This is a genomic window from Kitasatospora sp. NPDC001132 (genome assembly GCF_053598415.1).
In genome coordinates, this window is record NZ_JBSFKF010000006.1 from 202683 (window position 1) to 228565 (window position 25883).

Below are 25883 nucleotides of genomic sequence, written 5' to 3' on the forward strand. Positions count from 1 at the left end.
TCAGGCTCGGCGACACGCGTCCGCGGCTGCCGCGCGCAGGCGCCCGGGCGGGGTGCCGGACACTCCGCCCGCCGATCCGCCCACACGAGACGAGGACGATCCCGCCATGCCGAACGAAGAGCACGTGTCCCCCGAAGCGTCCGGCGGCGCCGAGGTGACGTTCGTCAACCGGTTCACCGTGCACGGGCCGGCCGAGGAGTTCGAGGAGGTCTTCGACCGCACCTCCGCCTTCATGGCCCGGCAGCCGGGATTCGTCCGGCACACCCTGCTGCGGGAGGTGGACGATCCGGCCGGCTACGTGAACCTCGCCGTGTGGCGGGACCGGGACTCCTTCCGACGCGCGGTGGGGCACCCGGACTTCGTCCCGCACGCCACCGCGCTGCGGTCGCTGAGCCGGAGTGAGAACGGGCTCTACGCGGCCCGGCTCTCCCGGCCGGCGGCGGACGGGACGGACCGGCCGGTCAGGACAGGTTCTTGAGTACCTCGCGCAGGGCCTCGATCACCCGGTCCTGGGCGTCCGCGGTCAGCGAGGGGTACATCGGCAACGAGAAGATCTGACCGGCCAGCCGCTCGGTCACGGGGAGCGAGCCCTCCCCGTGACCGAGGTGGGCGAAGCCGGTCATGGTGTGCACCGGCCACGGGTAGCTGATGTTGAGTTCGATGCCCCGGGGCCGCAGCGCTTCGATGATCTCGTCCCGGCGCGGGTGGCGCACCACATGGACGTAGTACACGTGCTCGTTGCCCGGGGCCGCCTCCGGGAGGACCAGCCCGGTGTCGGCGAGCCCCACGGCGTAGCGCCGAGCGATGTCCTGACGAGCCGTCACATAGCTATCCAGGCGGCGGAGTTTGCGCCGCAGGATCTCGGCCTGGACCTCGTCCAGCCGACTGTTGTGGCCGGGCAGCGCGGTCACGTAGTACCGCTCCTCCATGCCGTAGTAGCGCAGCCGGCGCAGCGCGCCGTCGACCTCGGCGTCGGAGGTGAGGACGGCGCCGCCGTCGCCGTACGCGCCGAGGACCTTCGTCGGGTAGAAGGAGAAGGCGGCGGCCCGGCCCATGGTCCCGGCCGGGCGGCCGTGGTGACGGGCGCCGTGGGCCTGGGCGCAGTCCTCCAGCACGGCCAGGCCGTGCCGCTCGGCGAGTTCCTCCAGCGGCGCCATGTCCACGCACTGGCCGTACAGGTGGACCGGCAGCAGGCAGCGGGTCCGCGGGGTGATGGCGGCCTCCACCTGGGAGACGTCCATCAGGTAGTCCTCGCCCACGTCGACGAAGACCGGGGTCGCCCCGGTGCCGACGATGGCGACCACGGTCGGGGCGGCCGTGTTCGAGACGGTGATCACCTCGTCCCCGGGTCCCACCCCGAGGGCCTCCAGGCCGAGCTTGACGGCGTTGGTGCCGTTGTCCACCCCGACGCAGTGCGGGACGCCGTGCCAGGCGGCGAACTCCTCCTCGAACGATCGGACGCTGTCGGCGAGGACCAGCCGGCCCGAGCCGAAGACGGTGTCCACCGCGTCGAGGATGTCCTCCCGTTCCGCGGCGTACTCGTCCAGATATCCCCATACGCGAATGGTCACAGGAACTCTCTTCCTTTCGTCTTCGACAGGCTTCGACAAGCTCCGACAAGCTCCGGGGGAGCTCGGACCGGGCTCGGACGGGCGCCGACGGGCTCCGATCCCAGCCGACGGCACTCGCATCCGTCTCGCACCCGGTTCGACACCGCTGCCGGTGTCAGTCACGGCGGGCGACGAACAGCCCCCGCGCCGTCCAGTCCGGCCGGAGGTACTCCGCCGGGCAGCCGGCGTCCGCGAACGCGGCCAGGTACTCCTCCTGCGTGAACAGGGTGAGCAGGTCGATCTCGGTGAACTCCCGGATGCCGTCGGCCTCGCCGACCACGAACCGGACCTCCATGCGGGTGGTGCGGCCGTGTCGGGTGGAGTGCGAGATCCGGGCGACGGTGCGCCGCTCGTCACTGGCGAGGTCACCGGCCACGTACCCGTCGAGGAACCGTTCCGGGAACCACCAGGGTTCGACCACCAGCACCCCGCCGGGCCGCAGATGGCGGGCCATCGCGGCGGCCGCGGCCCGCAGACCGGCCAGGTTCGGCAGGTAGCCGATCGCGGTGAAGAGGCAGACCACCGCGTCGAAGCGGCGCCCGAGGTCGAACGCGCGCATGTCGCCCCGGTGCAGCGGCACCCCGGGGAGCCGGCGGGTGGCGCGCTCCAGCATCGCCGGGGCGAGTTCCAGGCCCGCGGTGTGGCCGAAGCGCCCGGCGAAGGTCTCCAGGTGGGCGCCGGTGCCGCAGGCGACGTCCAGCAGGGAGTCCGCCCCGGGCAGCCGTTCCCGGATCAGGCGGGTGATCTCGGTGGCCTCCGCGGCCCAGTCCTTGCCTCGCGAGCGGTAGACCAGTTCGTAGACCTCCGCCAGGTCCTGACCGTACATCGGACTCCTTCGGTGCGGGTGCGGGTACACATGCGGGTGCGGGTACACGTGCGGGCCCGGTCACGGGCGGCGGCCGCTCATTCGTCGACGATCGCCACCGCGCGGGCCCAGCCGGCCCCGGCCCCGGCCACCTTGACGGGGAAGCAGGAGACCCGGAAACCCTCCGGGCCGGGCAGCGCCTCCAGGTTGGCGAGCCGCTCGATCTGGCAGTACTCGCGGTCCCGGCCGATCACGTGCGCGGGCCACAGCACCGAGCGGTCCCCGGTGGCCCGGTAGCGGGCGATGATGTCGCCGAACGGCGCGTCCAGGCTGAACGCGTCCGTGCCGATGACCCGGACGCCGAGGTCCAGCAACAGGTGGACGGCCGGCCCGTCGAGGCCCGCGAACTCGGTGAAGTACTTCGGGGTGCCCTGGTGGCGCTGTGCCCCGGTGTGCAGCAGGACGATGTCCAGCGGAGCGGGGCGGCGGCCGATCCGGACGAACTCGCGCTCCAGCCGGTCCGCGCCGATGACGCCGGTGGGCGCGTCGGTGAGGTCGAGGAGCAGGCCGGGCCGCAGGAACCAGTCCAGCGGCATCCGGTCGATGTGCCGCGGCACGCCGTCGCCGTAGCCGGCCCGCGATCCGTAGTGGGAGGGCGCGTCCACGTGGGTGCCGGTGTGGGTGGTGAGGGTGAGGCGGTCCAGGGAGAGGAACTCGCCGTCGGGCAGTTCGTCGGGGCCGACCTCGATGCCGAAGTGGGTGCGCATCTCCTCGCTCATGTGCACGGCACCCTCGCGGGGCGTGAGGACCTCGTGCTCCACGGGATCGGGTTCCCAGAGCGTGGCGTCCACCGGCGAGGACAGGTCGATGAGCCGCACAGGGCACCTCCGTGGGGTCGGGGCGGCAACCTCGGGGCCGCAGCCTCGGACCGGGGCCTCGGGTCGGAGCCGGCCGCGGCGTCGGGCTCCGGATCCTTCCGGCCGGCTCCGGAACAACGGTGGAGCCGGGCTGGAGCCGGAGGCGGGCCCGGGCACCAGCCCGGCTCCAAGCGCGGGCGCGAACATCCGGGCAGCGTCCCGCGATCCCGCGGGCGAGGAGGGAGAACCATGACGGACACCGTCGGCCCGGCACAGCAGGCGTACCCGGCGCTCTGCGCCGACCTGGGGCGCTTCTACGCCCGGCAGATGCAGCTGCTGGACTCCGGCGAGGCCGAGGCCTGGGCCGCCACCTTCACCGCGGACGGCCTGTTCGCGCCGCCGTCGCTGCCCGAGCCGGTCCGCGGGCACGCCGCCCTGGCCGCCGGGGTGCGCACCGCGCACGCGGCCCTGGTGGCCGGGGGCGAGGTCCGCCGGCACGTGCTGTCCACGGCGGCGGTGGAGCACCCGGCGTCGGACGGTTCGGTGCGGGTGCGCTCGTACGTGCAGGTGGTGGCGACCCGCCGGGGCGAGGACCCCCGGCTGCTGCTGATGTGCGTGTGCGAGGACCTGCTGGTCGTCGAGGACGGGCAGTGGCGGGTGCGCGAACGGTACGTGACCCGCGACGACCGGCCCTGAGCACGGCGCGAGGCCCGGCGGAACGTCACCAGGACGTTCCGCCGGGCCTCGCACGTCGGACCGCCCGGGCCACCCGGGCCGCCGTGCCGTCAGCGGAGCGAGTCCGCCGAGACGATGACGGGCTTCGGGAACGGCAGCACGAACCGGCCGCCGGCCCGCAGGAAGGCCTCCTCCTTGCGCAGGATCTCGTCGGCGTAGTTCCACGCCAACATCAGGTAGACGTCCGGCGGGTCGGTCCGCGCCCAACCGGGGCTGCGCACCGGGATGTGGGTGCCGGGCAGCACCTTGTCCTGCTTGAGGGCGGTGGTGTCGGTGCAGTACGCCACCTCGTCCGGGCCGAGTCCGCAGATGTTGAGGATCGTGGTGCCCTTGGCCGACGCCCCGTACCCGGCGACCCGGTTGCCCTCCTCCACCAGGGACCGCACCAGGGCGGGCAGTTCCTCCCGGACGGCCTGGACGCCGCGGACGAACTCCCGGTAGCCGGCCTCGCTGCCGAGCTCCGCCCGTTCCTCGGCCGCGATCAGCGCCCCGACGGCCGCGCCGACCGGCCGCCCCTGCTCGGGGCGTCCCACGAACGCGAGGAGGGAACCGCCGTGCACCGGGAGCCGCTGCACGTCGAACAGGCTGAGGCCGTGCCGGGTGAACAGCGTGTCCAGCGTGCGGACCAGGAAGTACGACAGGTGCTCGTGGTAGATGGTGTCGAACGCGTTCTTCTCCAACAGGTCGACCGCGTACGGGACTTCGATGACGAACACGCCGTCGGACGCGAGCAGCTCCCGCACCCCGGCGAGCACCCCGGCGAGGTCGTCGATGTGGGCGAAGACGTGCCGACCGAGGATGATCCGGGCCGGGCCGTGGTCCTGGCGGATGGACCCGGCGGTGCCGGCGGTGAAGAACTCGGGCACGGTGGGGACTCCGAGCCGGTCGGCGGCGGCCGTCAGGTTGCGGGCCGGGTCCACGCCGAGCAGCCGGGCGCCGTGCGGGGCGAAGGCGGCGAGCTGCTGGCCGGTGTTGCTGCCGAGCTCCACCACCAGGTCGCCGGGGGCGAGGCCGGCCCGTTCCCGGCACAGGTCGGCGACCTTCGCCATGTGCCGGGTCATGGTCTCCGAGTCCGAGGTGACGTAGCTGTAGGTGCGGTACAGCACCTCGGGGTCGACGACGTGGGTGACGCTCATCAGCCGGCAGGAGCGGCAGGACACCACGCCCAGCGGGTACGCCGGCTCGTCCACGTAGGAGGCGGCCGGTTCCAGGAAGGCGTTGGCCAGCGGCACGTCGCCGAAGGAGACCACCTCCTGCCAGTCCGAGGCTTCGCAGACCCGGCACCGGGTGACCGGGCGTACGTTGTCGGGGTGCATCACGGCACCTTCCTCTCCACGGTCGGCGCCGGCTCGCCGGGGACGAGCAGGCTCTGCAGGCAGGCCACCAGGCTGCGGGCCTGGATGTTCAGGTAGTGGCTGTGGCGCAGCAGCTCGACGAGCTGGTGCACGGTCATCCACCGGTAGTCGGGGTCGTCGGGGGCGACGTCGGTGTCGGCGTCGCTCTCGACGATCAGGTAGCCGTTGCGGGCGTGGTGGAAGCGTCCGCCCTCCTCGGAGAGCACGGACCGGAAGCGGATCCGGCCCGGGTCAGCCGCCTCCACCGCGTCGAGGAAGCGCGGCCGGGCGCTGCCCGGCAGGTGCGCGTAGGAGTCGGGGGTGCACTGGACGGTGGGGGCCAGTTCCACCACGTCCATGTAGCCGGCCTCGACCCGGGCGTGCATCAGGACGTGCAGCACCCCGTCGATGGGCCGGGTCAGGAAGGCGACCACGCCGGTGCCGTGCGGTTCGATCATCGGCTGGGACCACTGGGCGACCGCCCGGCCGCCGGCCTCCACTCGTACGCCGATGACGTCGAAGAAGGCGCCGCTCTCGTGCGAGATCCGCTCCGGGGTGCGGTGCCAGCCGGGCAGTCCGGCGAGCGGGACGCGGCGCACCCGGACCTCGGTGCGGGTGCGGGCCTCGGTGATCCAGCTCAGCACGGAGTCCAGCGAGTGCCGGGCCCCGGCGGACGGGTCGCAGGAGCGGAACAGGGCCGCCCGGAACTCGTCCTCGGGCGGGCCGAGTTCGCGGGCGAGCCGGGCGTCGGCGAACGGCAGGCAGGACAGCACGGTCCGGGCGTCCATGTTGACCAGGTCGTCCTCGGCGAGGAGTTGGTGCAGCTCGCCGAGGGTGAACCAGCGGAAGCCGTCGTGCACCTCCACGTCCCCGTACGCCTCGACCACCATGTTCCGGTTCCGCTTGTGATGGAAGGCGGAGCCCTGTTCGGACTGGCGCACGTCGACCAGCGGGCCGTCCGGGCCCGGGTCCCGGAACAGTTCCAGGTACGGTACGGGCCGGCCGCCGTGGACGCCGGTGTAGTTGCTGCGGGTGGCCTGCACGGTCGGCGAGATCTGCAGCCCGTTGGCGTTGCCGGGCTCGACCTTGGCCTGCATCAGGCAGTGCAGGATTCCGTCGAACTCCTGGACCAGGATGCCGAGGACGCCGATCTCGGGCTGGTTGATGATGGGCTGGCTCCAGGCCGGCACCGGGCCGCCCGGGATCCGCACCTCCAGGCCCTCCACGGTGAAGAAGCCACCGGTGTGGTGGCGCAGGTTGCCGGTGCCGGGGTCGGTCCGCCAGCCGGCGAGTTCGTCCAGCGGGGCCCGTTCCACCCAGGTGAAGGTGCGCTTCGCGGCCTCGGCGAACCAGTCGCGGAAGTCCTGGCGGAAGGCGGGCCCGTCGGGCCGGGCGCGGGCCGAGGCGGCGACGCGCAGGGGGGTGGCGGCGGTGCGCCGCCGGCTCGCGGGTCGTGCGGTTGCTTCGGTCATGCTCGCTCCAGGTGGTCCGTGCGGGACGCGTCCCACATGTCCTTGATCGAGGCGGGCAGGTCCACCTGCGGTCGCCACCCCAGCAGCCGGGCCGCGCGGCCGATGTCGGCGAGGGTCCAGTCACCGCCCCGGGAGTCGACCGGGGCGGTGCGCCGCCGGACCGCGCCGGGCGGCGGGGCCGCGGCGGCGACGAGCAGGTCGATCAGGCGGCTCACGGGTACTGCCTCGCCGCGACCCACGTTGATCACCTGGCCGGTCACCGGGGCGGTGGCGGCCGCGAGGACGGCGCCGGCCAAGTCCCGGACGTCGAGGTAGTCGCGGTGGGCGTCGGCCACGGTCAGCTCGGCCGGGCGGTCCGGGGTGGCGGCGTGCAGCAGGCGGACCGCGGCGCCCAGGAACCCCGCCGCGACGCCCGGGCCGCACAGGTTGACGACGCGCAGCACCACTCCGTCCACCGCACCCTCACGGGTGGCGCGGAGCACCGCCTCGGCGCCGGCCAGTTTGGTGCGGGCGTAGACGGAGCCGGGGTTCGGCACCCGGATCTCGTCGACGGCGGTGCCGGCGGGCAGCGGTCCGTACTCGTGCACGGAGCCGATCTGCACCAGGCGCGGCGGCCGGTGCGTGCGCGCGCACGCGGCCAGCAGGTTCTCCACCAGCCGGACGTGGGCGCGCTCGTTCTCGGCCGCTCCGGTGACCCAGCCGCCGGCCGCGTTGACCACGGTGTCCACGTCGGCCTCGGCGAGCAGTGCGGCCAGCTCGGCTGGGTCCGCGGCGGCGACGTCGAGGGCGTGGAAGCGCCGGCCGACGGTGTCCGGGGGCCGGCGGCGCGCGACCTCGACCACGGGTCGGCCGGCCCGGCCGAACGCGGCGGTCACCGCGCCGCCGACCCAGCCGGTGGCGCCGATCACGGCGACGGCGCCCGTCCGCGGCCCGGCGGTCATCGGGCCGGGCGGCCGCACAGTGCCCGTTCGAGGTCGAGGCACGCGCGGTACTCCGGGAGGGTGCCGCTCTTCTCGGCCGCCTCCAGGGTCGGCGCGGCCCGGTCCCGTTCGGACATGACCGGGTCGACGTCGCGCGGCAGCGGCAGGCCGAGCGCCGGGTCGAGGACGGAGAGCGACAGCTCGTGCTCGGGGACGTACTCGCCGGAGAGCATGTACGACATCACGGTGTCGTCCTCCAGGGCCACGAAGGCGTGGGCGACGCCGACCGGGAAGTAGACGGCGCGGAAGTCCTCCTGGTCGAGCAGGACGGCGTCCGAGCGGCCGTACGTGGGCGAGCCGACCCGGACGTCGATGACCAGGTCGAGCGCCCGGCCGCGCGCGCAGTACACGTACTTGGCGACCCCCGGGGGCGTGAGGGTGTAGTGGGCGCCCCGGATCGTGCCGCGCCGGGAGCGGCTGTGGTTGGTCTGGGCCACGGGGAACAGGGGATGCCCCAGGGCCTCGCGGGCGGCCGTCTCCTGGAACGGGGAGACGAAGAGCCCCCGTTCGTCGGTGAAGACCTTCGGCCGGAACTCGAACGCGCCGGCCACGGCGAGTTGTCGCGACTCCATGTCACCGTCCTCGTTGCTGGTGGTGGCGCCGGCGGGGACCGGCGGTGGGGTGGTGCGGGGTCAGATGACGCGGACCTCCGGCGCGTAGACGATCCAGCGCCCGCCGGACTCGCGGAACAGCCGCTCCTTGGCCATGATCTCCTCGGCGTGGTTCCAGGCGAACAGCACCACGTAGTCCGGGTAGGGGTGGGCCAGGGCCTCGCTGGGGCGGACCGGGATGTGCGAGCCGGGCATGAGCTTGCCGTGCTTGGCCGGGGTCACGTCGCAGACCCATTCGATCAACTCGGGTCCGATGCCGCAGTAGTTGGTCACGGTGGCGCTCTTGGCGGTGGCGCCGTAGCCGACGACCCGCTTGCCCTCCGCACGCAACTTCCTCAGCAGCGTGGTCAGTTCGGTGCGGATGCGTTCGATGCGGACGGCGAACTCGTCGAACACCTCGGGGTTGTCCAGCCCCCTGCGCCGCTCCTCGGCGGCCAGTTCGGCCACGGCCCGGCTCGGGGTGCCGCAGCCGGCCCGCTTGAGGGTGTAGCGCAGTTCGCCGCCGTGCACCGGCAGCCGTTCGACGTCGACGACCTCGAAGCCGTGGCGGACGGCCGCGTTTCGCACCGAGGTCAGGGTGAAGAAGTAGAAGTGCTCGTCGTAGATCTGGTCGAAGGTGGTGCGTTCGAGGATGTCACCGAGGTACGGGTCCTCGAAGACGAAGGCGCCGTCCGGGGCCAGCAGGGTGTCGAGGCCCCGGAAGACGGAGTCGAGGTAGGGGATGTGGCAGATGGTGTTGGCGGAGTAGACCAGGTCGGCGGGGCCGTCGGCGGCCAGGATCGCGGCCGCCGTCGCCTCCTCGAAGAACTCGGAGCGGACCCGGACGCCCTGCTGGCGGGCGAGTTCGGCCACGCCGCCGGACGGCTCGACGCCGAGGTGGCGGATGCCCTCCTTGGCCAGGGCGCGCAGCATCACCCCGTCGTTGCAGCCGATCTCCACCACGAACGGGTCGGGCCCGCGCAGGTGGTCACGGGACAGCCGGGCGGCGGTCTGCTCGAAGTGCCGCCGCATGTGGGCCGAGCCGGACGAGTGGTAGGGGTAGGCCTCGTGGAACATGCGGTCCCGGGCGACCTCCTCCAGGAGCTGGGTCATGCCGCAGGACTCGCAGACGCCCACGGCGAGCCGGAAGAAGTACTCCTCGTCGACGCGTTCTGGGTCCACGAAGGCGTCGGACAGTGGCTGGCGCCCGAAGTCGAAGAACTGACGGACGGGTCCTCCACAGACACGGCACATGGGGCCTTCCTCGGGATTCATCGGGCCCGGGGCGGGATCTGCCGCCGGACGGTTCCGTGGCGGGCGGCGGGGAAGCGGAGCACCCCGCTGGTGATCGGTGAGCGGAGCCGGCGCAGCACCTCGCCGGTACGGGTCAGGTCGGGCAGCTCAGCGGCGAGGGCCCGCAGGGCCGCGTCGGCCGCCAGCCGCGCCGCCGGGCCGACGAGACCGCCGTGGTGGCCGTCCTCGGGGAGCAGCCGGCGGTCGTGGGCGGGCCGGCGGAGGTCGAACCGGTCGGGGTCGGGGTGCCGCCGGGGGTCGCGGTGCGCTGCCTCGACCAGCACCACCACCTCCTCGCCGGCGGCCACCCCGGTCCCAGCGAGTTCCAGGTCCTGCCGGGCGTGCAGCCGGCGCAGCCGGACCGGCGGCGTGTGCCGCAGGGTCTCGGCGACGCAGGCGGTGGCGAGCCCGGGGTCCTCGACCAGGGCCCGCCACTGCTCGGGGTGGTCCAGCAGGAGGGCGAGCGCGTTGCCGACCAGCGTGGTGGTGACGTCGACGCCGACCGTCGCGAGCAGGACGCTCACGGTCAGCACGTCGCCGGCTGCGGCCGCCGGACGCCCGTCCGGGGGCGGGAGCCGCAGCAGCCGGCCGGGCAGGCCGCCCCCGGTCGCACGCCCGACCGTCTTCCCGGCGTACGTGTTCCCGGCGACCGCCTTCTCGGCGTCCGCGACCGTCTCGGCGAGCAGGGCGCGGAGTTCGGGCAGGGCGGCGCCCAGCCGGCGGGCGGTGTCCAGCCTGGGCGGGCAGAGCGTCGCGTCCAGCGCTCCGGCGGTCGCGCCGCACAGTTCGGCGAAGCGCTCGGCCCGGTGTCGCGGCAGCCCGAGCAGCACCCGGGCCGTCTCGGTGGTGGCCGGCCGGATCAGGTCGTCCACCATGTCGAACCGCTCGCCGAGGGCGGCCGCCCGGCTCCGGTAGGCCCGTACGGCCGGTGCCCGCAGGCGGCCCACGGCCCGTTCGCCGAGGACCGGTTCGGCCCAGCGCGCCAGCCGCTCGTACTCCTCGCGGTCGAGTCCGGTGGGCAGTTCGGCGAGCGGCAGCGCCTCGTGCAGGGCGGGAACGTCCCAGGGCGCCGGTTCGCCGGCCGGCTCACCGGCCGGGGTGGCGGTCCGCGGGGGCCGGGGCGTCAGCCGCCGGTCGGCCAGCGCTGCGGTGGCCACCTCGTGGTCCGCCGTCACCCACGCCTCGGCGCTGCTGCGGTACAGGGGGCCACGCTCGCGGACCCGCCGGCCCAGTTCGGCGCGGTCGTCCCCGGCCGCACGGAGCAGCAGCGCGTACGGATCGCCCTTGGTGCCCAGGATCCACTGCACGCCGCGCAGGGTCAGCAGCACACGCCCCAACTCGCCGTCGGTCATGCTCGCTGTCATGGGGAAGGACGCTAGGCAGGTCCCCTCGATCACCCCTCGACTTCCCGTGGCCGGGTCCGGGCGGGCCGTCGAGCCGGCCACGAGGGGGGCGTGGCACCCGCGCCCTAAGGTGACGCGGTCATGGACATCATCGGCAAGGGATTCATCGCCCGGTACCTGTGGCCGCTGCGCGAGGCCCACCCCGGGGTGACGGTGCTGGCTGCGGGCGTGCCCCGCCAGCACCTTCCGGACTCCGAGCACGAGCGGGAGGCCGCGCTGGTGCGGGACACGGTCGCGCGCTGCCACAACCGGGGTGACCTGCTGGTCTTCCTCTCCACGGTGAGCATGTACGGCAGCCCGGGCTGCCGGGGGCGGGAGGACGACCCGCTCGTCCCCAGCACCCGCTACGGCCGGCACAAGCACGCCCTGGAGACCGTGATCCGAGAGTCCGGCGTCGAGCACCTGGTGCTGCGCCTGGCGTACGTCCTCGGGCCGCACGAGCCCGACTTCCGGCTGGTGCCGGCCCTGCTGGCGCAGGTCAGGGCGGGGCTGGTCCGGGTGCACCCGGGGGCCCGACGCGACCTGCTGCACGTGGCGGACTTCGTCCGGCTCGTGGACGGGCTGCTCGCCGCGGGCGTGCGCAACGAGACGGTGAACGTGGCCTCCGGCGACTGCGTGGACGTCCGGGACCTGGTGGCCCATCTGAAGCGGCGGCTGGGCCTGGAGGCGGCCGAGGAACTCGTCGGCGGCGGGGACAGCGCCTTCTCGCACTGCCCGTCGATGGCGAAGCTGCGGCGGCTGGTGCCTGGGTCGGCCGAGCCGCCCTTCGGGCCCGGCTACCACCGGCGGGCGCTGGACCGCTATCTGCGGGAGACCGGTGCCTGACCGGCCGGACCGAACTCCTGGACGGGACAGCGACTTTCGGGACGGGGCAGCGGCTCTCGAACGGTCGTCGAACCGCACCGGACATCATCGAGGCCGTCCCGATCGCACCGGGCGGCCGGATTTCGAGCGAAGAAAGCGGGAACGCGATGGCGACACACGACGGGCACCGGGCGGTCACGGCGGATCTGCGCACGCCGAGGACCGCGGCCGGCCGGGCTCTGCTGGACCAGCTCACCGGGCACCTGCCCGCGATCCGGGACGGCGCCCGGCAGGCCGACCGGGAGGGGGTCTTCCGCACCGAGGTGTTCGCGGCCCTGCGCGCCGGCGGCGTGCTCGGCGCCACCGTGCCGCGGGAGTTGGGCGGCCTGGGCGTCACCTCCCTGCACGACGTCGCCCTGGCGCTGACGACGGTCGCCGAGGCGGACGCGTCGACCGCGCTGGCGCTGCACATGCAGCTCAGCCGGGGGCTGACCTTCACCCACGAGTGGCGGCACGGCGACGACGGGCCGCGGGCGCTGGCCGAGCGGCTGCTGCGCGGCATGGGCTCGGGCGAGGCCGTGGTGTGCACCACCGTCAAGGACGCCCCCGGCGGCCGGGTGGTGACCAGGCTGCGGCCGGCCCCGGACGGCGGCTGGGTGCTGACCGGCCGCAAGACCCTGGCGAGCATGGCGCCGTTCGCGACCGACTTCGTCGTCTCGGCGCAGGTGGAGGTGGCCGGCGTGGCCCGCTCGGCGGCGGCCGTACTGTCGCGCGAGACCCCGGGCCTGACCGTCCTGGACAACTGGGACGGGCTGGGCATGCGGGCCTCCGGCACCGTGGACGTCGTGCTGGAGGACTGTCCGATCCGGGCCGGGGAGGTGTTCCTGCGCGGGCCGGTCGGGGAGCAGTCGGACGCGTCCCTGGCGGGCCAGACGGTCAGTTCGATCACCATGCTGGGGATCTACGCGGGGGTGGCGCAGGCGGCGCGGGACGTCGTGGTGGCCGAGCTCGCCAAGCGGGGCGGGCTTTCGGCGGCGGGGGCCGGGACGCGCACGCTGCTCGCGGAGATCGAGGCCCGGCTGTACGCGCTGCGCACGACGGTGGCGGGCACGCTGTCGGTGGCGGACTGGCTGGCGTACGGCTTCGACGGTGATCCGGCGGAGCGCGGGCGGCGCATGATGGCCGACTTCCAGTGCGCCAAGCTGATGGTGAACCGGCTGGCACCCGACATCGTCTCGGACTGCCTGGTGGTGATCGGCGGCGCCTCCTACGCGGGGGCGCATCCGCTGTCGCGGCTCTACCGGGACGTGCGGGCGGGCGCGTTCATGCACCCGTTCACCTATCCCGACGCGGTGGACTGGCTGTCCGAGGCGGTGCTCGGCGGCCCGAAGGCGTGAGTGACGGGTGAGGGGAGGGCCGGCTGTCCCGGCCCTCCCCTCACCCTTGGTCGCGCTACGCCCGCGGTCGGCCGGCGTGCGCCACGGCGTGCTCCATGGTGGTGGTGCTGTTGCGGCCCAGCGCGTCGCGCACGAAGGCGCGGGCGTCGGCGAGGGTGGCCTCCGGTCCGAGGACGGCCGGGACGGCCTCCTCGTTGAGGACCACGGTGTGCGCGGAGGTGATCCGGGCCCCTTCGCCGTCCGCCCGGAACAGCCACTGCCCGGTGTGGGCGGTCATCAGCGCGGGGGTGCGCAGCTGCTTGTAGACGATCCGGTCGTGCGGGAAGCAGATCCGGACGGACCGGGTGGTGTGGGTGGAGCCGTCCGGTGTCCGGGTGTCCATCTCCAGGACCTGGAGGTTGGGTTGTTCCTCCGTCAGTTCGGTGCGGGCCACGTGCGGCAGTCGCTCGGGCCAGCGGTGCGCCTCGTCGACGAAGGCGAAGGCGGCCTTGACGTCGCCGTCGAAGGCGACGGTGTCCTCGAAGGTGAGCACCAGGCCGGCCCCGGCCTCCTCGCGCTCGACGGCGGTGCGCAGGGCAGCAAGTTCGGCGCCGCTGTTGTGGTCGACCGCCCGCTGGATCCAGGCGACGTTCTCGGCGTCGTCGTCGACGGCCCGGAAGTCGTGCAGCAGACGCACCCGGGTCTCGGTGTCGGTGAGCGGCTCGACGATCCACTCCCCGCCCATGGCGGACACCGGGGGCTGGGAGACCTCCTGCCGGAAGCGGACGCTGAGCCGGCCGGGGTCCAGCAGCCGCCGCGAGGTCCAGGTCTTCACCTCGCCGTTGGCGGTGGCCCAGATCCGGATGCGTTCCTCGGTGTCGCCCCGTTCGACGTGTTCGACGTGCACGGTGGGCGGGAAGGTCTCCGGCCAGCGGTCGACGTCAGTGATCAGGTCGTAGACGCGCCGCGGGGACGCGGACACGGTGATCGAGTGTTCGGTGTGGTGGGTTCCGGGACGTGACATGGTCCTCCTCCAGCTCCGCTGTCGGTCAGCGGAGCCAGGGTCGGGGCCGGCTCTGGTCGGTCACTCGAGAACCGCTGGGCTGGGCTCACCGCCGTCCGTCAGCCGGCCGGCCGGACGCCCAGGTCGTGGTGGAACAGGTCCAGCGGGTCCCAGCGTTCCTTGACCCGTTGCAGCCGCCGGTGGTTGTCCCGGTAGTAGAGGGCGCTCCACGGCACGCCCGAGGTGTTCCAGCCGGGGTCGGCGAGGTCCGTGTCCGGGTAGTTGACGTAGGCGCCGCCGTTGGCCTCGTTCGGCACCGGGACGCCGCCGGTGTCGGCGTGCAACTCCCGGTAGAGGCCGCGCACCCAGGCCAGGTGGCGTTCGGTCTGCTCCGGCTCGCCCCACAGGGTCTCGTGGACGACGCTGAACAGGCTGTCCCGGTGGGGCAGGGCGGTGGCGTCCTGGGGCACGGTGTTGATCCGTCCGCCGAGGAAGGTGAGGTAGACGCCGGCGGTGGCGAACTCCTCGCCGCCCCGGTTCAGGTGGTCGTGCAGGACCGCGATCTGCCGGTCGGACCAGGGTTTGCGCAGCAGGGTGGACTTGGACTTGAACCGGGCGCCGCCCGGCCACTGCACCACGCCCAGCACCGACTTCAGCCACGGCGTCTCGGCGGTGGTCGCCGTGTGCGGGACGCCGGCCGCGGCGGTCAGTTCGGCGGCGAAGGCGTCCAGGAGTTCCCGGGCGCGGGGGCGGGAGGCGTCGAGGGCGGCGTCCACCGAGACCCGCCCGGCGGCGCGGTGGCCGAGGGTGAGGCCGCTCGACAGGTCGGCGTAGGGCGTGTCCGTACCGGCGTGCCGTTGGTGCCAGTCCCCGTGGGCGCGCAGCAGCCGGGCGAACGCCTCCTGGTTCAGGTCCTGCCACTGCCAGCCGAGGGACACCGAGCGTACGGCGGTCGGCGGCTTCGGCAGCAGGTCGCCCGGTGCGCCGGCGGCGCCCGGCGACCGGAACAGGTAGCGGGTGACGACCCCGAAGTTGCCTCCTCCGCCGCCGGTGTGGGCCCACCACAGCTCGCGCTCGGGCCCGGTGGAGTCCCGGGTGGCGGTGACCAGGCGGGCCCGGCCGGACCGGTCCGCGACGACGACCTCGACACCGTACAGGTGGTCGACGACCAGCCCGTACCGGCGGGACAGTGCCCCGTAGCCGCCGCCCGCGACGTGGCCGCCCACCCCGACGCCGGGGCAGCTGCCGCCCGGCAGGGTCACGCCCCAGCCCAGGTAGAGCGTGCGGTAGACCCGCCCGAGGGTGGCGCCGGCCGCGACGGCGAAGAGCTGCCGCTCCGGGTCGTGGGAGACGTCCGTCATCTCGGAGACATCGATCAGGACCCGGACGGCGGGGTCGTCGACGAAGCCCTCGAAGCAGTGGCCGCCGCTGCGGACCGCGATCCGCTTGCGGTCCCGGGCGGCCTGCTCGACCGCGGCGACCACCTGGCCGGGCGAGCCGACCAGGTGCACCACGTCCGGGGAGCCGGTGAAGCGGCCGTTGTGCCCGCGGGTGGTGAGTTCGGTGTAGCGGGGGTCGTCCGGGCCGAGGACCACCGGTCCCAGGGTGACCGGCGCTGCGGTCGCCGGCGTGGCGGCGACGGCCGGAATGCCGAGCAGCGTGGCTCCCCCGGCCATCGTGGAGAGTTCCATCAACCGTCTGCGCGTGAGTCCTGCCATGGGGTTCCCCGACCTTCCCGTGCGGCCTGCGGCCGATCGTCCGTCGGCGATCAGCCTGGGGTCCGTCGCTGGCGGGCCGGTGGAGGGTCGCTGGTACGCGGCGCGCTCGAACGGGGTTCCGAGGGCGGGAAGAAGACCGTCAGCAGCCCTGACAGTGACGTTATTGACGCTTCTAAGCTCTCAGAAGTCAAGAGCCCGGAGCAGCCGGCTTCTCCTCCGCCTGGCCGGAGCCGCTCCGATCGGCCCCCGGCAGCCGTGACCTCCGCTCCACTCTCCGCTCCGCCCTCCACGCCCCCCGTACGGGAGACCTCATGATCCACACCCGCGGACTCACCCGAAGTTTCCGCGCCAAGGGAGAGACCGTCGAAGCCGTCCGCGGTCTCGACCTCGACATCGCGGCCGGCTCCGTGGTGGCCTTCCTCGGCCCGAACGGCGCCGGGAAGACCACCAGTCTGCGGATGCTGACCACCCTGCTCCCGCCGACCGCGGGCACCGCCACCGTCGCCGGGCACGACGTGGTGGCCGACCCGGCCGGGGTGCGCCGCCGGATCGGCTACCTCGGCCAGGGCAACAGCGCCGGCACCGGCTTCCGGGTGATGGACGAACTCGTCACCCAGGGCCGCGCCTACGGCCTGAGCCGCGCCGAGTCCCACGCCCGGGCCGAACGCCTGCTGGACGCCCTCGAACTGGAAGGACTGGCCCGACGGACGGTCGGCACCCTCTCCGGGGGCCAGCGCCGCCGGCTCGACATCGCCATGGCCCTGGTCCACGAACCGGACCTGCTCTTCCTCGACGAGCCCTCCACCGGGCTCGACCCGCACAGCCGCGCCAACATCTGGGAGCACGTGCTGCGCCTGCACAAGGACCTCGGCACCACCATCGTCTTCACCACCCACTACCTGGAGGAGGCCGACCTGTGGGCCGGGCGGGTGCTGGTCGTCGACCACGGCCGAGTGATCGCCGACGACTCCCCGGAGCGCCTCAAGGCCGAACTCGCCGGTGACCTCATCACCTTCACGACCGCCGACCCCGCCGACACCGGCCCGGCCGCCACCCGGGCCCGTACTCTGCGGGCCGTTCGGGAGGTGACCGTCGAGGACCGGGAGGTGCGGGTCCGGACCTCCGACGGCGACGTCCGGCTGCCGGAACTTCTGCGCGACCTCGACGCGGCCGGGATCCGGGTGCACAGCACCCGGCTGGCCCGCCCCACCCTCGACGACGTCTTCCTCACCCTGACCGGCCGCACCCTCCGGGAGGGCGCCGACGCCGGCATCCCGACCAGCCCTCACCAGGGAGCCTGACCATGAAGGTGCTCACCGACACCCGCACCGCGTTCGTCCGCGAACTCAAGCCCGAACTGCGCCAGCCCGTCGGCCTGCTCTTCACGATGATGCTGCCGTTCCTGCTGCTCGCCCTCTTCGCGCCACTGCTCTCCAGCTCGGGCGCGGGCGGCGGGCCGGCCGGCGCGGGCTCGCCCTGGCAGTGGTTCGTCCCCGGCATGCTCGTCCTGCTCGGCCTGTCCGCCACCGCGGGCGCGGGCGCCTCGTTGCTGGGCGAGATCTCCTCGGGCGCCTTCGAGCGGCTGCTCGTCACCCCGCTCAACCGGGCCGCCATGCTGGTCGGCCGGACGCTGAAGGAGGTCGTGGTCCTGCTCACCCAGGCCCTGCTGATCCTCCTCCTGCTGCTGCCGACCGACTTCCGGCTGCACCTGCCGGGCGCCCTGGCCGGGCTCGTGCTGCTGAGCGTCTTCGGCGTCGGCATCGGCGCGCTGTCCTTCACCCTGGCGCTCCACTCCCGCCGCCAGCAGACCCTGTTCTACGGGGTACAGCAGGTGGTCTTCTTCCCGCTGCTGCTGCTCTCCGGGGTGCTGCTGCCGATCACCGAGGCGGCCGCGCCGACCTGGCTCTACGTGCTGAGCCGGATCAACCCGGTGACCCACGTGGTCGAGGCCGAACGCGCCCTGTTCGACGGGCAGTTGAGCGACTCGGTGGTGTTGTACGGATTCCTCGCGGCCGGCGCCATCGCGATGCTGGGCGTCGTGGCCGGGATCCGCGGCATGCGCAACGCCTCAGCATAGTGGCACTTCTGACGGAACATCAGATCGTCTGAAGGAGTCACCGTGACCGACCGCAGCGCTCCGGGCCCCGGCGCCCGCACCGTGGACGTCTGGTTCGACCCCGCCTGCCCCTACACCTGGCTGACCTCCCGCTGGCTGCGGGAGGCGACCCGGGTCCGCCCGCTGGTGCCGCGCTGGCACCTGATGAGCCTGGCGCTCCTCAACGAGGGCCGCGACGACGACCCGGAAGGGGATCCCGACGGCTACCTCCTGGTGCCGGTGCGGATCGCCACCGCCGTCCGGCAGGCCCACGGCCAGGACGCCCTGGTCCGCTTCCACCGCGCCCTGTGGGCCGGCAGCGGCCGGCGCTGGATCACCGACCCGGCCACGGCGCTGGCCGCCGCCGGTCTGCCGGCCGCCCTGGCGGCGGCCGGCACCTCCACCGCGCACGACGCGGCGCTGCGCGCCTCACACGCCGAAGCCCTCGGCGTGCTGGGCCCGCGCACCGGCACCCCGGTGGTGGCCGTCACCGACCCGGCACGGCCCGGCCGTCCTCCGGTGGCCTTCTTCGGGCCGGTCCTCTCCCGCGTGCCCCGCGGAGAGGAGGCGGGCCGGCTGTGGGACGCCACCCTGCTGCTGGCCGGCACCCCCGGCTTCCACGAGCTCAAGGGAACGCCCGCGCCCCCGGACCCGGACGTCGGCGCAGGGGACGGGGGCGGGGACGAGCTGCCGTGACCGGGCCACGCTCAGTAGTTGCCGAGCCCGCCGCACACGTTGAGGGCCTGGGCGGTGATCGGCGCCGCCGTGTCCGTGATCAGGTAGCCGACCAGCCCCGCGACCTCCTCGGGCGTGGTGTACCGGCCCAGCGGGATCTTCGCCTCGAACCGTTCGAGCACCGCCTCGGGCGTGGTACCCCACACCTCGGCGTAGCCCGCCCGGACCCGCTCGGCCATCGGCGTCTCCACGTAGCCGGGGCAGACCGCGTTGACGGTGATGCCGGTCTTCGCCAGTTCCAGGCCCAGCGCCTTGGTGAAACCGACCACGGCGTGCTTCGAGGCCGAGTACGGCGCGCCCAGCACCACGCCCTGCTTGCCGCCGGTGGAGGCGATGTTGACGATCCGGCCCCGGCCTCGATCCAGCATGCCGCCGCTGGTCAGGGCGGCCCTCGTCACCCGGAACACGCTGGTGAGGTTGGTGTCGACGACGTCCAGCCACAGCTCGTCCGTCAACTGGGCGGTGGCCCCACCGCCGTTGCGGCCCGCGTTGTTGACCAGGACGTCGATCGGGCCGAACCGGTCGACGGCGGCGCGCACGAAGGCGTCCACCTCCTCGGTGGAACGCACGTCGCAGCTCCGCCCGTCGGCGTCGACCCCTTCCTCCCGCAGGAGTGTCACGGTGTCGGCGACCGCCGCACCGTCCCGGGCGCAGAGGAAGACCCGCAGCCCCCCGGCGCCCAGCGCTCGGGCCACGGCGAGGCCGATCCCGCTGGTCGCACCGGTGACGACGGCCACCCGTCCATCCGTGCCGCTCATGGTTCCTCCCGGATCGTGACGTGGAACGTACGTAGGCGCCCCGACGATGGCAACGGCCGCTCGACGGGCGCTCAAGTCGCGGCGGAAGCCGCGCCCGAAGCCCCCTGAACACGACGAAGCGCAGTACCCGAGAAGAAGCAGAAGGAGACGAGACCATGACCGTTCTGGTGACCGGAGCCACCGGCAACGTGGGCCGGCACGTGGTGGCGGGCCTGCTGGCGGCGGACGTGCCGGTGCGCGCGATGACCCGCACGCCGGAGCACGCCACGCTGCCCGAGGGAGTGGAGGTGGTCCGCGGCGACCTCGCGGATCCGTCGAGCCTGGACTCGGCCCTCGCCGGGGTCGACCGGGCCTTCCTGTTCCCGCTCCCCGGTACCGCCGAGGAGTTCACCGCCCGGGCCGCCAAGGCCGGGGTGCGGCGGATCGTCGTGCTCTCCTCGATCGCGGCCGAGTACGCCGCCGGGGACTACAGCGGCGACCACCACAGCGTGGTGGAGCGGGCCGTGGAGGCCTCCGGACTGGAGTGGACGCACGTCCGGCCGGGCGAGTTCATGACCAACCTGCTGTCCTGGTGGGCCCCCACCATCCGGGCCGAGAACACCGTCCGCGCCCCGTTTGGGGCGGCCCGCAGCGCCCCGGTGCACGAGGCCGACATCGCCGACGTGGCGCTGGCCGCCCTGCTGGAGGAGGGGCACGCCGGACGGGCGTACGCCTTCGCGGGCCCGGAGTCGCTGTCCAAGCACGAGCAGGTGCGGGTGCTCGGCGAGGTCCTCGGCCGGCACATCGGCTTCGAGGAGCTGACCGTGCCCGCGGCCCGTGAACTGTGGCTCGGCCAGGGCATGCCGGCCGAGGCCGTGGACTGGCTGCTCCAGGACCCGGTGGACGTCCCGGTGGGGCCGACCTGCGAGCGGGTCACCGGTCGGCCCGCCCGCACGTTCGCGCAGTGGGTGGCCGACCACCGCGCGGACTTCTGAGGCCGGGGCCCGGCGGCGTTCAGCGGCGGTCGAGCCACTCTCCAGGCGTTCCGTCGACGGTGGTCGGGACCGCTTCGTGGACCGATGGGACGCCGCCATGGTGGATGCCGCAGAGAACGCCCTGATCCGACGCCTGATCCGAGCCGGATCCGGCTCCGACGACGAGATCGACGCCCTGCTGAAGGACGTCGGCCTGTCCGAGGTGGCCCGGGTGCTCGTCGACGAGGTGCGGTTCCGCTGCCCGGAGCCGGCCAACATCGCCCCCGTCGACGTGGCGCTCGACCTCACCCACGGCGGGGAGCGGCACTCGGCCGCGCTGCGCGTGGTGCGCGACGAGCCGGTCCGCCTGGTCGCCGAGGAGTCCGCCAAGGTCCGCTCGCGGATCACCTTCACCGCCGCGGGGCTGCTCCGCCGGCTCTTCGGGCCGGTGGACTCACCGCGCACCGGGGACTTCCACAACACCTTCATGCCCACCCCCGAGGACCCCGGTCAACTGCGCGAACTCCTCGGCGAGATGGACATCGTGCTGCGCGCGGCGGCCCAGGCCACCGCCACCCTGATGGCCGGCTGCACCGGGCGCGCCCCGGAGCTCGGGGAGCTGTCCATCCGGTACGGCTCCGACAAGTGGGCCAGCTTCCACTGGTACACCGCGCACTACGAGCACCACTTCGCCCGCTACCGGGACCGGCCCGTACGGGTGCTGGAGATCGGGATCGGCGGGTTCGAGGACGACCTCGGCGGCGGCTCGCTGAAGATGTGGAAGCGCTACTTCCCCCGCGGCACCGTCTTCGGGCTCGACCTGTACGACAAGACCTCGCTCTCCGAGCCCCGGCTCACGGCGCTGGTCGGCGACCAGAACGACCCCGACTTCCTGACCGGACTCGCCCGGGAGCACGGCCCGTTCGACATCGTCATCGACGACGGCAGCCACCTGAACGAGCACGTGCGCACCTCGTTCCGGACCCTCTTCCCGCACGTGCGGCCCGGCGGCCTGTACGTCATCGAGGACCTGCAGACCGCCTACTACTCCGACTTCGGCGGCAGCCCGGGCGGCGTCGCCGGCCCGGACACCTCGCTCGGGCTGGTCAAGGAACTGATCGACGACCTGCACCACCGTGAGCACCGGGACCCCACCGTCACCCGCCCCACCCCCACCCAGAGCAGCGTGGTCGGGGTGCACGCGTACCACAACATGGTCTTCGTCGAGAAGGGCACCAACGGGGAGGACACCCTGCCCCGGTGGATGGACGCCGACGTGTGGACCGCGCTCGGCGCGAAGTGAGACGGGGGAACCGACCGTGCGGGTGCTGTTCACCGTGTCGTCCTGGCCCACCCAGTACGCGGCGCTGGTGCCGCTCGGGTGGGCGTTCCAGGCGGCCGGCCACGAGGTGCGGGTGCTGTGCGACCCGTCCCAGACCGATCCGGTCGCCCGGTGCGGGCTGCTGCCCGTACCGGTCCTGTCGGGGATGCCGGAGGTGTTGCGGCTGCGGCTGCAGTACCACGCGGAGGCGGTGGCCGGGAACTGGCCGTACCCGTGGCTTCCGCCGCACCCGGTGACGGGTGACCGGCTGAACCGGCTCGACGCGTTCGACTTCGCGCACTTCGAGAGCCGGACCGCTCCGGGGCTCGCCGACGAGGCCGCCCGCGGCTTCGACGCGGCTGTGGCCCACGCCCGGGACTGGCGGCCGCAGCTGGTCCTGCACGACCCCGGGAGCCTGGAAGGGCTGCTGGTGGCGAAGCTGCTCGGGGTGCCGTCGGCACTGTGCCTGTGGGGGCCCGCGAGCCCGCACGACCCCGACCACATGCGGATCGTCCCCACCGACCACAGCGGTTCGTTCCCCCGGTACGGCCTGGGCGCGTTCGACGTGTCGATGATCGAGCGGGTGGTGGACCCGAACCCGGCGTCGCTGAAGGTGCCGGTCGAGGCCGAACGGCTGCCGGTCCGCTTCGTCCCGTACAACGGCGCCGCGGCCGCGCCCGCGTGGACCGCGCGGCGCCCGGAGCGGCCCCGGGTCGTCGTCACCTGGTCCACCGCACTGTCCACCGTCTCGGGGCCGGACTCCTGCCTGCTCCCCCGGATCGTCGCCGCCCTCGACGGCCTGGACGCGGAGGTGTTGGTCACCGCCACCGCCCGGGACCTGGCCGAACTCGGGCCGGTGCCGCCCCCGGTCCGGGTGGCCGAGCGCCTACCGCTGGCCACCCTGCTGCCGGGCGCCTCGGCGGTCGTGCACCACGGGGGCGGCGGCAGCTCGCTGACGGCCATGTGGGCGGGGGTGCCGCAGTTCATCGCGAGCTTCGCCGCCGAGCAGCGGATCTCCGGCGAGCGGGTGGCCGGCACCGGGGCCGCGCTGCACGTCTCCGGGGAACTCGCCGACGAGGCGACGATCAGGTCGGGCATCGAGCGGCTGCTCGACGACCCCTCGTACCGGGCCGCGGCCGGGCGGCTGCGCGAGGAGGTGGCGGCGGCCCCGACCCCGGCCGAGCTCGCCGCCGACCTGGCTGGGCTCGCGGCCGGCGGCTGACCACCGGGTCCCGGGGCGTGTCCGACGATTCGCGAGTCCGACTGGAATCGTCGGACACGCCCCGCCGCTGCGCGAGGGTCGAGGCGGATGCGAGGCCCGCTCCCGATCCTGTCCGGCATGACCACACGAACCGAGAACACCGACCACCCGGGGCGGTCCGGGGCCGATGCCCCGCGCGGGATCGTCGTCACCGGCGGCGGCACCGGCATCGGCCGGGCCACCGCCCGCGCCTTCACCGCGCACGGGGACCGGGTGCTCGTCGTCGGCCGCACCGCGGCCACCCTGGCCGAGGCCGCCGACGGGCACCCGGGCGTCCACACCCTGGTCGCCGACCTCACCGCCCCGGACGCCCCGGAGCGGATCGTCGACGCCGCCGTGCGCGAGCTCGGCGGCATCGACGTCCTCGTCAACAACGCCGCCGCGCTGGGGTACCGCCCGCTCGACGCCCTGGACCGGGCCGAGGCGCGGCGCCAGCTCGACACCAACCTGCTGGCGCCGGTGCTGCTCACCCGGGCCGCGCTCGCGCCGCTGGCCGCACGCTCCGGCACGGTGGTGAACATCGGCTCGGCCGGCGCGCTCGGCCTGCGCTCCTGGCCGGAGAACAGCCTGTACGGGGCCACCAAGGCAGGCCTGGACTTCCTGACCCGGTCCTGGGCCGTCGAACTGGCCCCGCACGGCATCCGGGTGGTGGGCCTCGCGCCCGGGGTGACCGACACCGCCCCCGCGCCGGCGCCGGGCGGCCCGGGCGCCGATCCGCGGTACACGGCCTTCCTGGAGCAGACCGCCGCCCGGACACCGAGCGGCCGGGTCGCCCGCCCCGAGGAGATCGCCTGGTGGATCGTCCAGCTCACCCGGCCCGAGGCCGGGTACACCAACGGCCTGGTGCTGCCGGTGGACGGCGGCCTCTCGCTCACCTAGACCCGGGCCGACCACCGCCGAACCGCCGACCACCGCGCCGGCCCGTCCGAGAGGGGAACGCCCAGATGCGGGTCCTGTTCCAGCCGTTCGCCGCCGCCACCCACGTGGCCGCCCAGGTGCCGCTCGCGTGGGCGCTGCGCACCGCCGGGCACGAGGTGCGCGTCGCCACCCAGCCCGACGCGGCGGAGTCCATCGCGCGGGCCGGCCTCACCGCGGTGCCGGTCGGCGAACCGCTGCACGTCGCGGCCAAGATGAACCCCGACGAGACGGGACTGCCGCCGGAACTGCGCGACGACGCCTGGCTGCGGGTCCTCGATCCGGGCGAGATCCGCCCGGCCCGGCTGTCCGCCGACCACCTGCACGGTGTCTTCGCCACCTGGACGCCGCTGGTGCACCGCAACACGGTGCCGGACCGGATGATCGACGACCTGGTCGCGTTCGCCCGGGACTGGCGGCCGGACCTGGTGGTCTGGGACACCATGACCTTCGCGGGACCGGTCGCCGCCCGGGTCTGCGGCGCCGCCCACGCCCGGCTGATGTTCGGCCTCGACCTGGTCGGCCTGCTCCGCGAGCGCTATCTGGCCGTGCTCGGCCGGCGGCCGGCCGAGCTGCGGGACGATCCGCTGGAGGAGTGGCTGGGGCAGGTCCTGGAACGGTACGGGATGACCGGTCCTGGCCGCGGCTTCGACGAAGAACTGGTGGTCGGGCAGTGGACGATCGACCCGGTGCCCACCTCCCTGGCGCTGCCGCTCCGCACGCCCCGCGTCCCGGTCCGCTACGTGCCGTACAACGGCCCGGCGGCGGTGCCCGGTTGGCTGGACGAGGCGCCCCGCCGGCGCCGGATCTGCCTCACCCTGGGCGTCTCGTTCCGCGAGGTGGTCGGCGGGGACCAGGCGTCGGTCGGCGACCTCCTCGCGGCCGTCGCCGACCTGGACGTGGAGGTGGTGGCCACGCTCGACTCCGAACAGCTGGCCTCGATCGGGCCGCTGCCGCCGAACGTGCGCGCGGTGGACTTCGTCCCGCTGAACGAGCTGCTGCCGAGTTGCTCCGCGGTCATCCACCACGGGGGCGCCGGCACCTTCCTCACCGCGCTGGCCCACGGGGTTCCGCAGGTCGTGGTGCCGGCCCGGATGTGGTGCAACACCCCGCGGGCGGAGCGGGCCCGGGCCGCCGGCCTGGCCCTGACCTGCCCGCCGGAGAAGCTGACCCCCGGCCGGCTGCGCGCGATGGTGACCAGCGTCCTTGAGGACCCCTCGTTCGCACGCGCCGCGGCCCGGGTGCGTGCCGAGCTGCTCGGCACGCCGGCCCCCCGGGAGCTGGTTCCGGTCCTGGAGCGCCTGGTCGCCGAGCACCGCGCCGGTCATCACCGCAGCGGGACATGACGTACCGTCGGAGGGGAAACGATCACGGCTCCCCCGGTTGAGGTGAACCGCCCTTGAGGACCCACATCCCCTATCTCCTGGCCGTGGCCAGCACGGTGGCGACGCGCCGGGTGGACGAGCGCCTGCACCACTACGATTTGACGACCCGTCAGTACGGCCTGCTCACCCAGCTGTCCCACGAACCCGGGCTGACCATGGCAGACCTGGCCCGTCAGCTCGGCATCGCCCGCCAGTCGGTGCACCGGCTCGTCGACGAACTGGTCGAGGCCGACCACGTGCGCCGCCGGCCCGGCGCCGACGACCGCTCGCGGCGGCTGGAACTCACCGACACGGCCCGCTACATGCTGACCCGGATCGACGGCCCGCTCGCCCGGGTGGAGGCGGACCTGCTCGGCGACCTCGACCCGGACGAGGTCGAGACCCTACGCGAGCTCCTCCAGCGGGTGCTGGCGCACGCCACCGACGACGAGGCGTGGCTGCCCGCCCGGTGACGTCCCGCGACGGACGGGGGCCGGGAAC

25 protein-coding genes are annotated in these 25883 nt (G+C 74.0%); 13 read left to right on the plus strand and 12 right to left on the minus strand.

The genetic code is table 11. The annotated features are described in order from the left end of the window. Positions 1 to 106 precede the first annotated feature (106 nt). Positions 107 to 478, plus strand: coding sequence for an antibiotic biosynthesis monooxygenase family protein (locus ACWDBE_RS11045; RefSeq protein WP_449807764.1), 372 nt, complete (start codon positions 107 to 109; stop codon positions 476 to 478). Here ACWDBE_RS11045 and ACWDBE_RS11050 read toward each other — a convergent pair. The 3 genes from ACWDBE_RS11050 to ACWDBE_RS11060 all read right to left on the minus strand — a co-directional run bounded on the left by ACWDBE_RS11050 (position 462) and on the right by ACWDBE_RS11060 (position 3293). Next, entirely contained in the window at positions 462 to 1571 is a 1110-nt protein-coding gene (locus ACWDBE_RS11050) for a DegT/DnrJ/EryC1/StrS family aminotransferase (RefSeq protein WP_449807765.1), read from the minus strand. The two genes, ACWDBE_RS11045 and ACWDBE_RS11050, sit on opposite strands and share 17 nt — an antisense overlap. A gap of 154 nt (positions 1572 to 1725) precedes the next feature. Then, positions 1726 to 2436 carry a class I SAM-dependent methyltransferase gene (locus ACWDBE_RS11055; RefSeq protein ID WP_449807766.1) on the minus strand — a complete coding sequence of 237 codons (711 nt, stop codon included), beginning with the start codon at positions 2434 to 2436 and terminating at the stop codon, positions 1726 to 1728. 77 nt (positions 2437 to 2513) lie between these two features. Continuing rightward, a complete protein-coding gene (locus tag ACWDBE_RS11060) occupies positions 2514 to 3293 on the minus strand; it encodes a cyclase family protein (protein WP_449807767.1) in 780 nt (259 codons plus the stop codon). A 228-nt stretch (positions 3294 to 3521) separates the two neighbouring features. Here ACWDBE_RS11060 and ACWDBE_RS11065 point away from each other — a divergent pair, with 228 nt between their 5' ends. Then, positions 3522 to 3968 carry a nuclear transport factor 2 family protein gene (locus tag ACWDBE_RS11065; RefSeq protein WP_449807768.1) on the plus strand — a complete coding sequence of 149 codons (447 nt, stop codon included), beginning with the start codon at positions 3522 to 3524 and terminating at the stop codon, positions 3966 to 3968. A gap of 89 nt (positions 3969 to 4057) precedes the next feature. Here the strand turns inward: ACWDBE_RS11065 and ACWDBE_RS11070 are convergent, their stop codons facing one another. The 6 genes from ACWDBE_RS11070 to ACWDBE_RS11095 are packed head-to-tail and all read right to left on the minus strand — an operon-like array spanning position 4058 to position 11040. After that, complete coding sequence (locus ACWDBE_RS11070) at positions 4058 to 5323, minus strand: methyltransferase domain-containing protein (protein WP_449807769.1); 1266 nt, start codon at positions 5321 to 5323, stop codon at positions 4058 to 4060. Next, positions 5323 to 6813, minus strand: a complete 1491-nt coding sequence (locus ACWDBE_RS11075; RefSeq protein WP_449807770.1) for an NDP-hexose 2,3-dehydratase family protein — start codon at positions 6811 to 6813, stop codon at positions 5323 to 5325. The genes ACWDBE_RS11070 and ACWDBE_RS11075 overlap by 1 nt, the downstream gene beginning before the upstream one ends. After that, positions 6810 to 7754, minus strand: a complete 945-nt coding sequence (locus tag ACWDBE_RS11080) for an NAD-dependent epimerase/dehydratase family protein (RefSeq protein ID WP_449807771.1) — start codon at positions 7752 to 7754, stop codon at positions 6810 to 6812. The genes ACWDBE_RS11075 and ACWDBE_RS11080 overlap by 4 nt, the downstream gene beginning before the upstream one ends. Then, complete coding sequence (locus ACWDBE_RS11085; protein WP_449807772.1) at positions 7751 to 8365, minus strand: dTDP-4-dehydrorhamnose 3,5-epimerase family protein; 615 nt, start codon at positions 8363 to 8365, stop codon at positions 7751 to 7753. The genes ACWDBE_RS11080 and ACWDBE_RS11085 overlap by 4 nt, the downstream gene beginning before the upstream one ends. 60 nt (positions 8366 to 8425) lie before the next feature. After that, positions 8426 to 9637: a methyltransferase domain-containing protein gene (locus ACWDBE_RS11090; protein WP_449807773.1), complete on the minus strand. Its 1212-nt coding sequence runs from the start codon at positions 9635 to 9637 to the stop codon at positions 8426 to 8428. 17 nt (positions 9638 to 9654) lie between these two features. Then, a complete protein-coding gene (locus tag ACWDBE_RS11095; protein WP_449807774.1) occupies positions 9655 to 11040 on the minus strand; it encodes a cytochrome P450 family protein in 1386 nt (461 codons plus the stop codon). 120 nt (positions 11041 to 11160) lie between these two features. On the opposite strand from ACWDBE_RS11095, the gene ACWDBE_RS11100 reads away from it, so the two are divergent. Beyond that, a complete protein-coding gene (locus ACWDBE_RS11100) occupies positions 11161 to 11904 on the plus strand; it encodes an NAD-dependent epimerase/dehydratase family protein (RefSeq protein WP_449807775.1) in 744 nt (247 codons plus the stop codon). A gap of 146 nt (positions 11905 to 12050) precedes the next feature. Next, complete coding sequence (locus ACWDBE_RS11105; RefSeq protein WP_449807776.1) at positions 12051 to 13280, plus strand: acyl-CoA dehydrogenase family protein; 1230 nt, start codon at positions 12051 to 12053, stop codon at positions 13278 to 13280. A gap of 55 nt (positions 13281 to 13335) precedes the next feature. On the opposite strand, the gene ACWDBE_RS11110 is transcribed toward ACWDBE_RS11105, so the two are convergent. Both ACWDBE_RS11110 and ACWDBE_RS11115 read right to left on the minus strand, forming a co-directional pair. Next, positions 13336 to 14283: an aromatase/cyclase gene (locus tag ACWDBE_RS11110; RefSeq protein ID WP_449807777.1), complete on the minus strand. Its 948-nt coding sequence runs from the start codon at positions 14281 to 14283 to the stop codon at positions 13336 to 13338. A gap of 98 nt (positions 14284 to 14381) precedes the next feature. Beyond that, a complete protein-coding gene (locus ACWDBE_RS11115) occupies positions 14382 to 15980 on the minus strand; it encodes an FAD-binding oxidoreductase (protein ID WP_449807778.1) in 1599 nt (532 codons plus the stop codon). A 311-nt stretch (positions 15981 to 16291) separates the two neighbouring features. Between ACWDBE_RS11115 and ACWDBE_RS11120 the strand changes: the two genes are divergently transcribed. The 3 genes from ACWDBE_RS11120 to ACWDBE_RS11130 are packed head-to-tail and all read left to right on the plus strand — an operon-like array spanning position 16292 to position 18771. Continuing rightward, on the plus strand, positions 16292 to 17281 hold the full coding sequence (locus ACWDBE_RS11120; RefSeq protein ID WP_449807779.1) for an ATP-binding cassette domain-containing protein: 990 nt from the start codon (positions 16292 to 16294) through the stop codon (positions 17279 to 17281). Positions 17282 to 17283: 2 nt separating this feature from the next. Then, positions 17284 to 18057: an ABC transporter permease gene (locus ACWDBE_RS11125; RefSeq protein ID WP_449807780.1), complete on the plus strand. Its 774-nt coding sequence runs from the start codon at positions 17284 to 17286 to the stop codon at positions 18055 to 18057. 42 nt (positions 18058 to 18099) lie between these two features. Further along, positions 18100 to 18771, plus strand: coding sequence for a DsbA family protein (locus ACWDBE_RS11130; RefSeq protein WP_449807781.1), 672 nt, complete (start codon positions 18100 to 18102; stop codon positions 18769 to 18771). A gap of 11 nt (positions 18772 to 18782) precedes the next feature. Here ACWDBE_RS11130 and ACWDBE_RS11135 read toward each other — a convergent pair whose 3' ends face one another. Beyond that, complete coding sequence (locus ACWDBE_RS11135) at positions 18783 to 19568, minus strand: SDR family NAD(P)-dependent oxidoreductase (protein WP_217680453.1); 786 nt, start codon at positions 19566 to 19568, stop codon at positions 18783 to 18785. Positions 19569 to 19723: 155 nt separating this feature from the next. On the opposite strand from ACWDBE_RS11135, the gene ACWDBE_RS11140 reads away from it, so the two are divergent. From ACWDBE_RS11140 to ACWDBE_RS11165, 6 genes are all read left to right on the plus strand, one after another. Continuing rightward, positions 19724 to 20542: an NAD(P)H-binding protein gene (locus ACWDBE_RS11140; protein WP_449807782.1), complete on the plus strand. Its 819-nt coding sequence runs from the start codon at positions 19724 to 19726 to the stop codon at positions 20540 to 20542. A 97-nt stretch (positions 20543 to 20639) separates the two neighbouring features. Beyond that, positions 20640 to 21824, plus strand: coding sequence for a hypothetical protein (locus ACWDBE_RS11145; protein WP_449807783.1), 1185 nt, complete (start codon positions 20640 to 20642; stop codon positions 21822 to 21824). Between the two features lie 16 nt (positions 21825 to 21840). Beyond that, the gene (locus tag ACWDBE_RS11150) at positions 21841 to 23064 is read left to right on the plus strand and encodes a nucleotide disphospho-sugar-binding domain-containing protein (protein WP_449807784.1); all 1224 of its coding nucleotides are present in this window, start codon (positions 21841 to 21843) and stop codon (positions 23062 to 23064) included. Between the two features lie 117 nt (positions 23065 to 23181). Beyond that, the gene (locus ACWDBE_RS11155) at positions 23182 to 23982 is read left to right on the plus strand and encodes an SDR family NAD(P)-dependent oxidoreductase (RefSeq protein WP_449807785.1); all 801 of its coding nucleotides are present in this window, start codon (positions 23182 to 23184) and stop codon (positions 23980 to 23982) included. A gap of 65 nt (positions 23983 to 24047) precedes the next feature. Further along, positions 24048 to 25364, plus strand: coding sequence for an activator-dependent family glycosyltransferase (locus ACWDBE_RS11160; RefSeq protein ID WP_449807786.1), 1317 nt, complete (start codon positions 24048 to 24050; stop codon positions 25362 to 25364). Between the two features lie 53 nt (positions 25365 to 25417). Then, positions 25418 to 25855 (plus strand): MarR family winged helix-turn-helix transcriptional regulator, encoded by a 438-nt coding sequence (locus tag ACWDBE_RS11165; RefSeq protein WP_449807787.1) that lies wholly within the window; start codon positions 25418 to 25420, stop codon positions 25853 to 25855. Positions 25856 to 25883 lie beyond the last annotated feature (28 nt).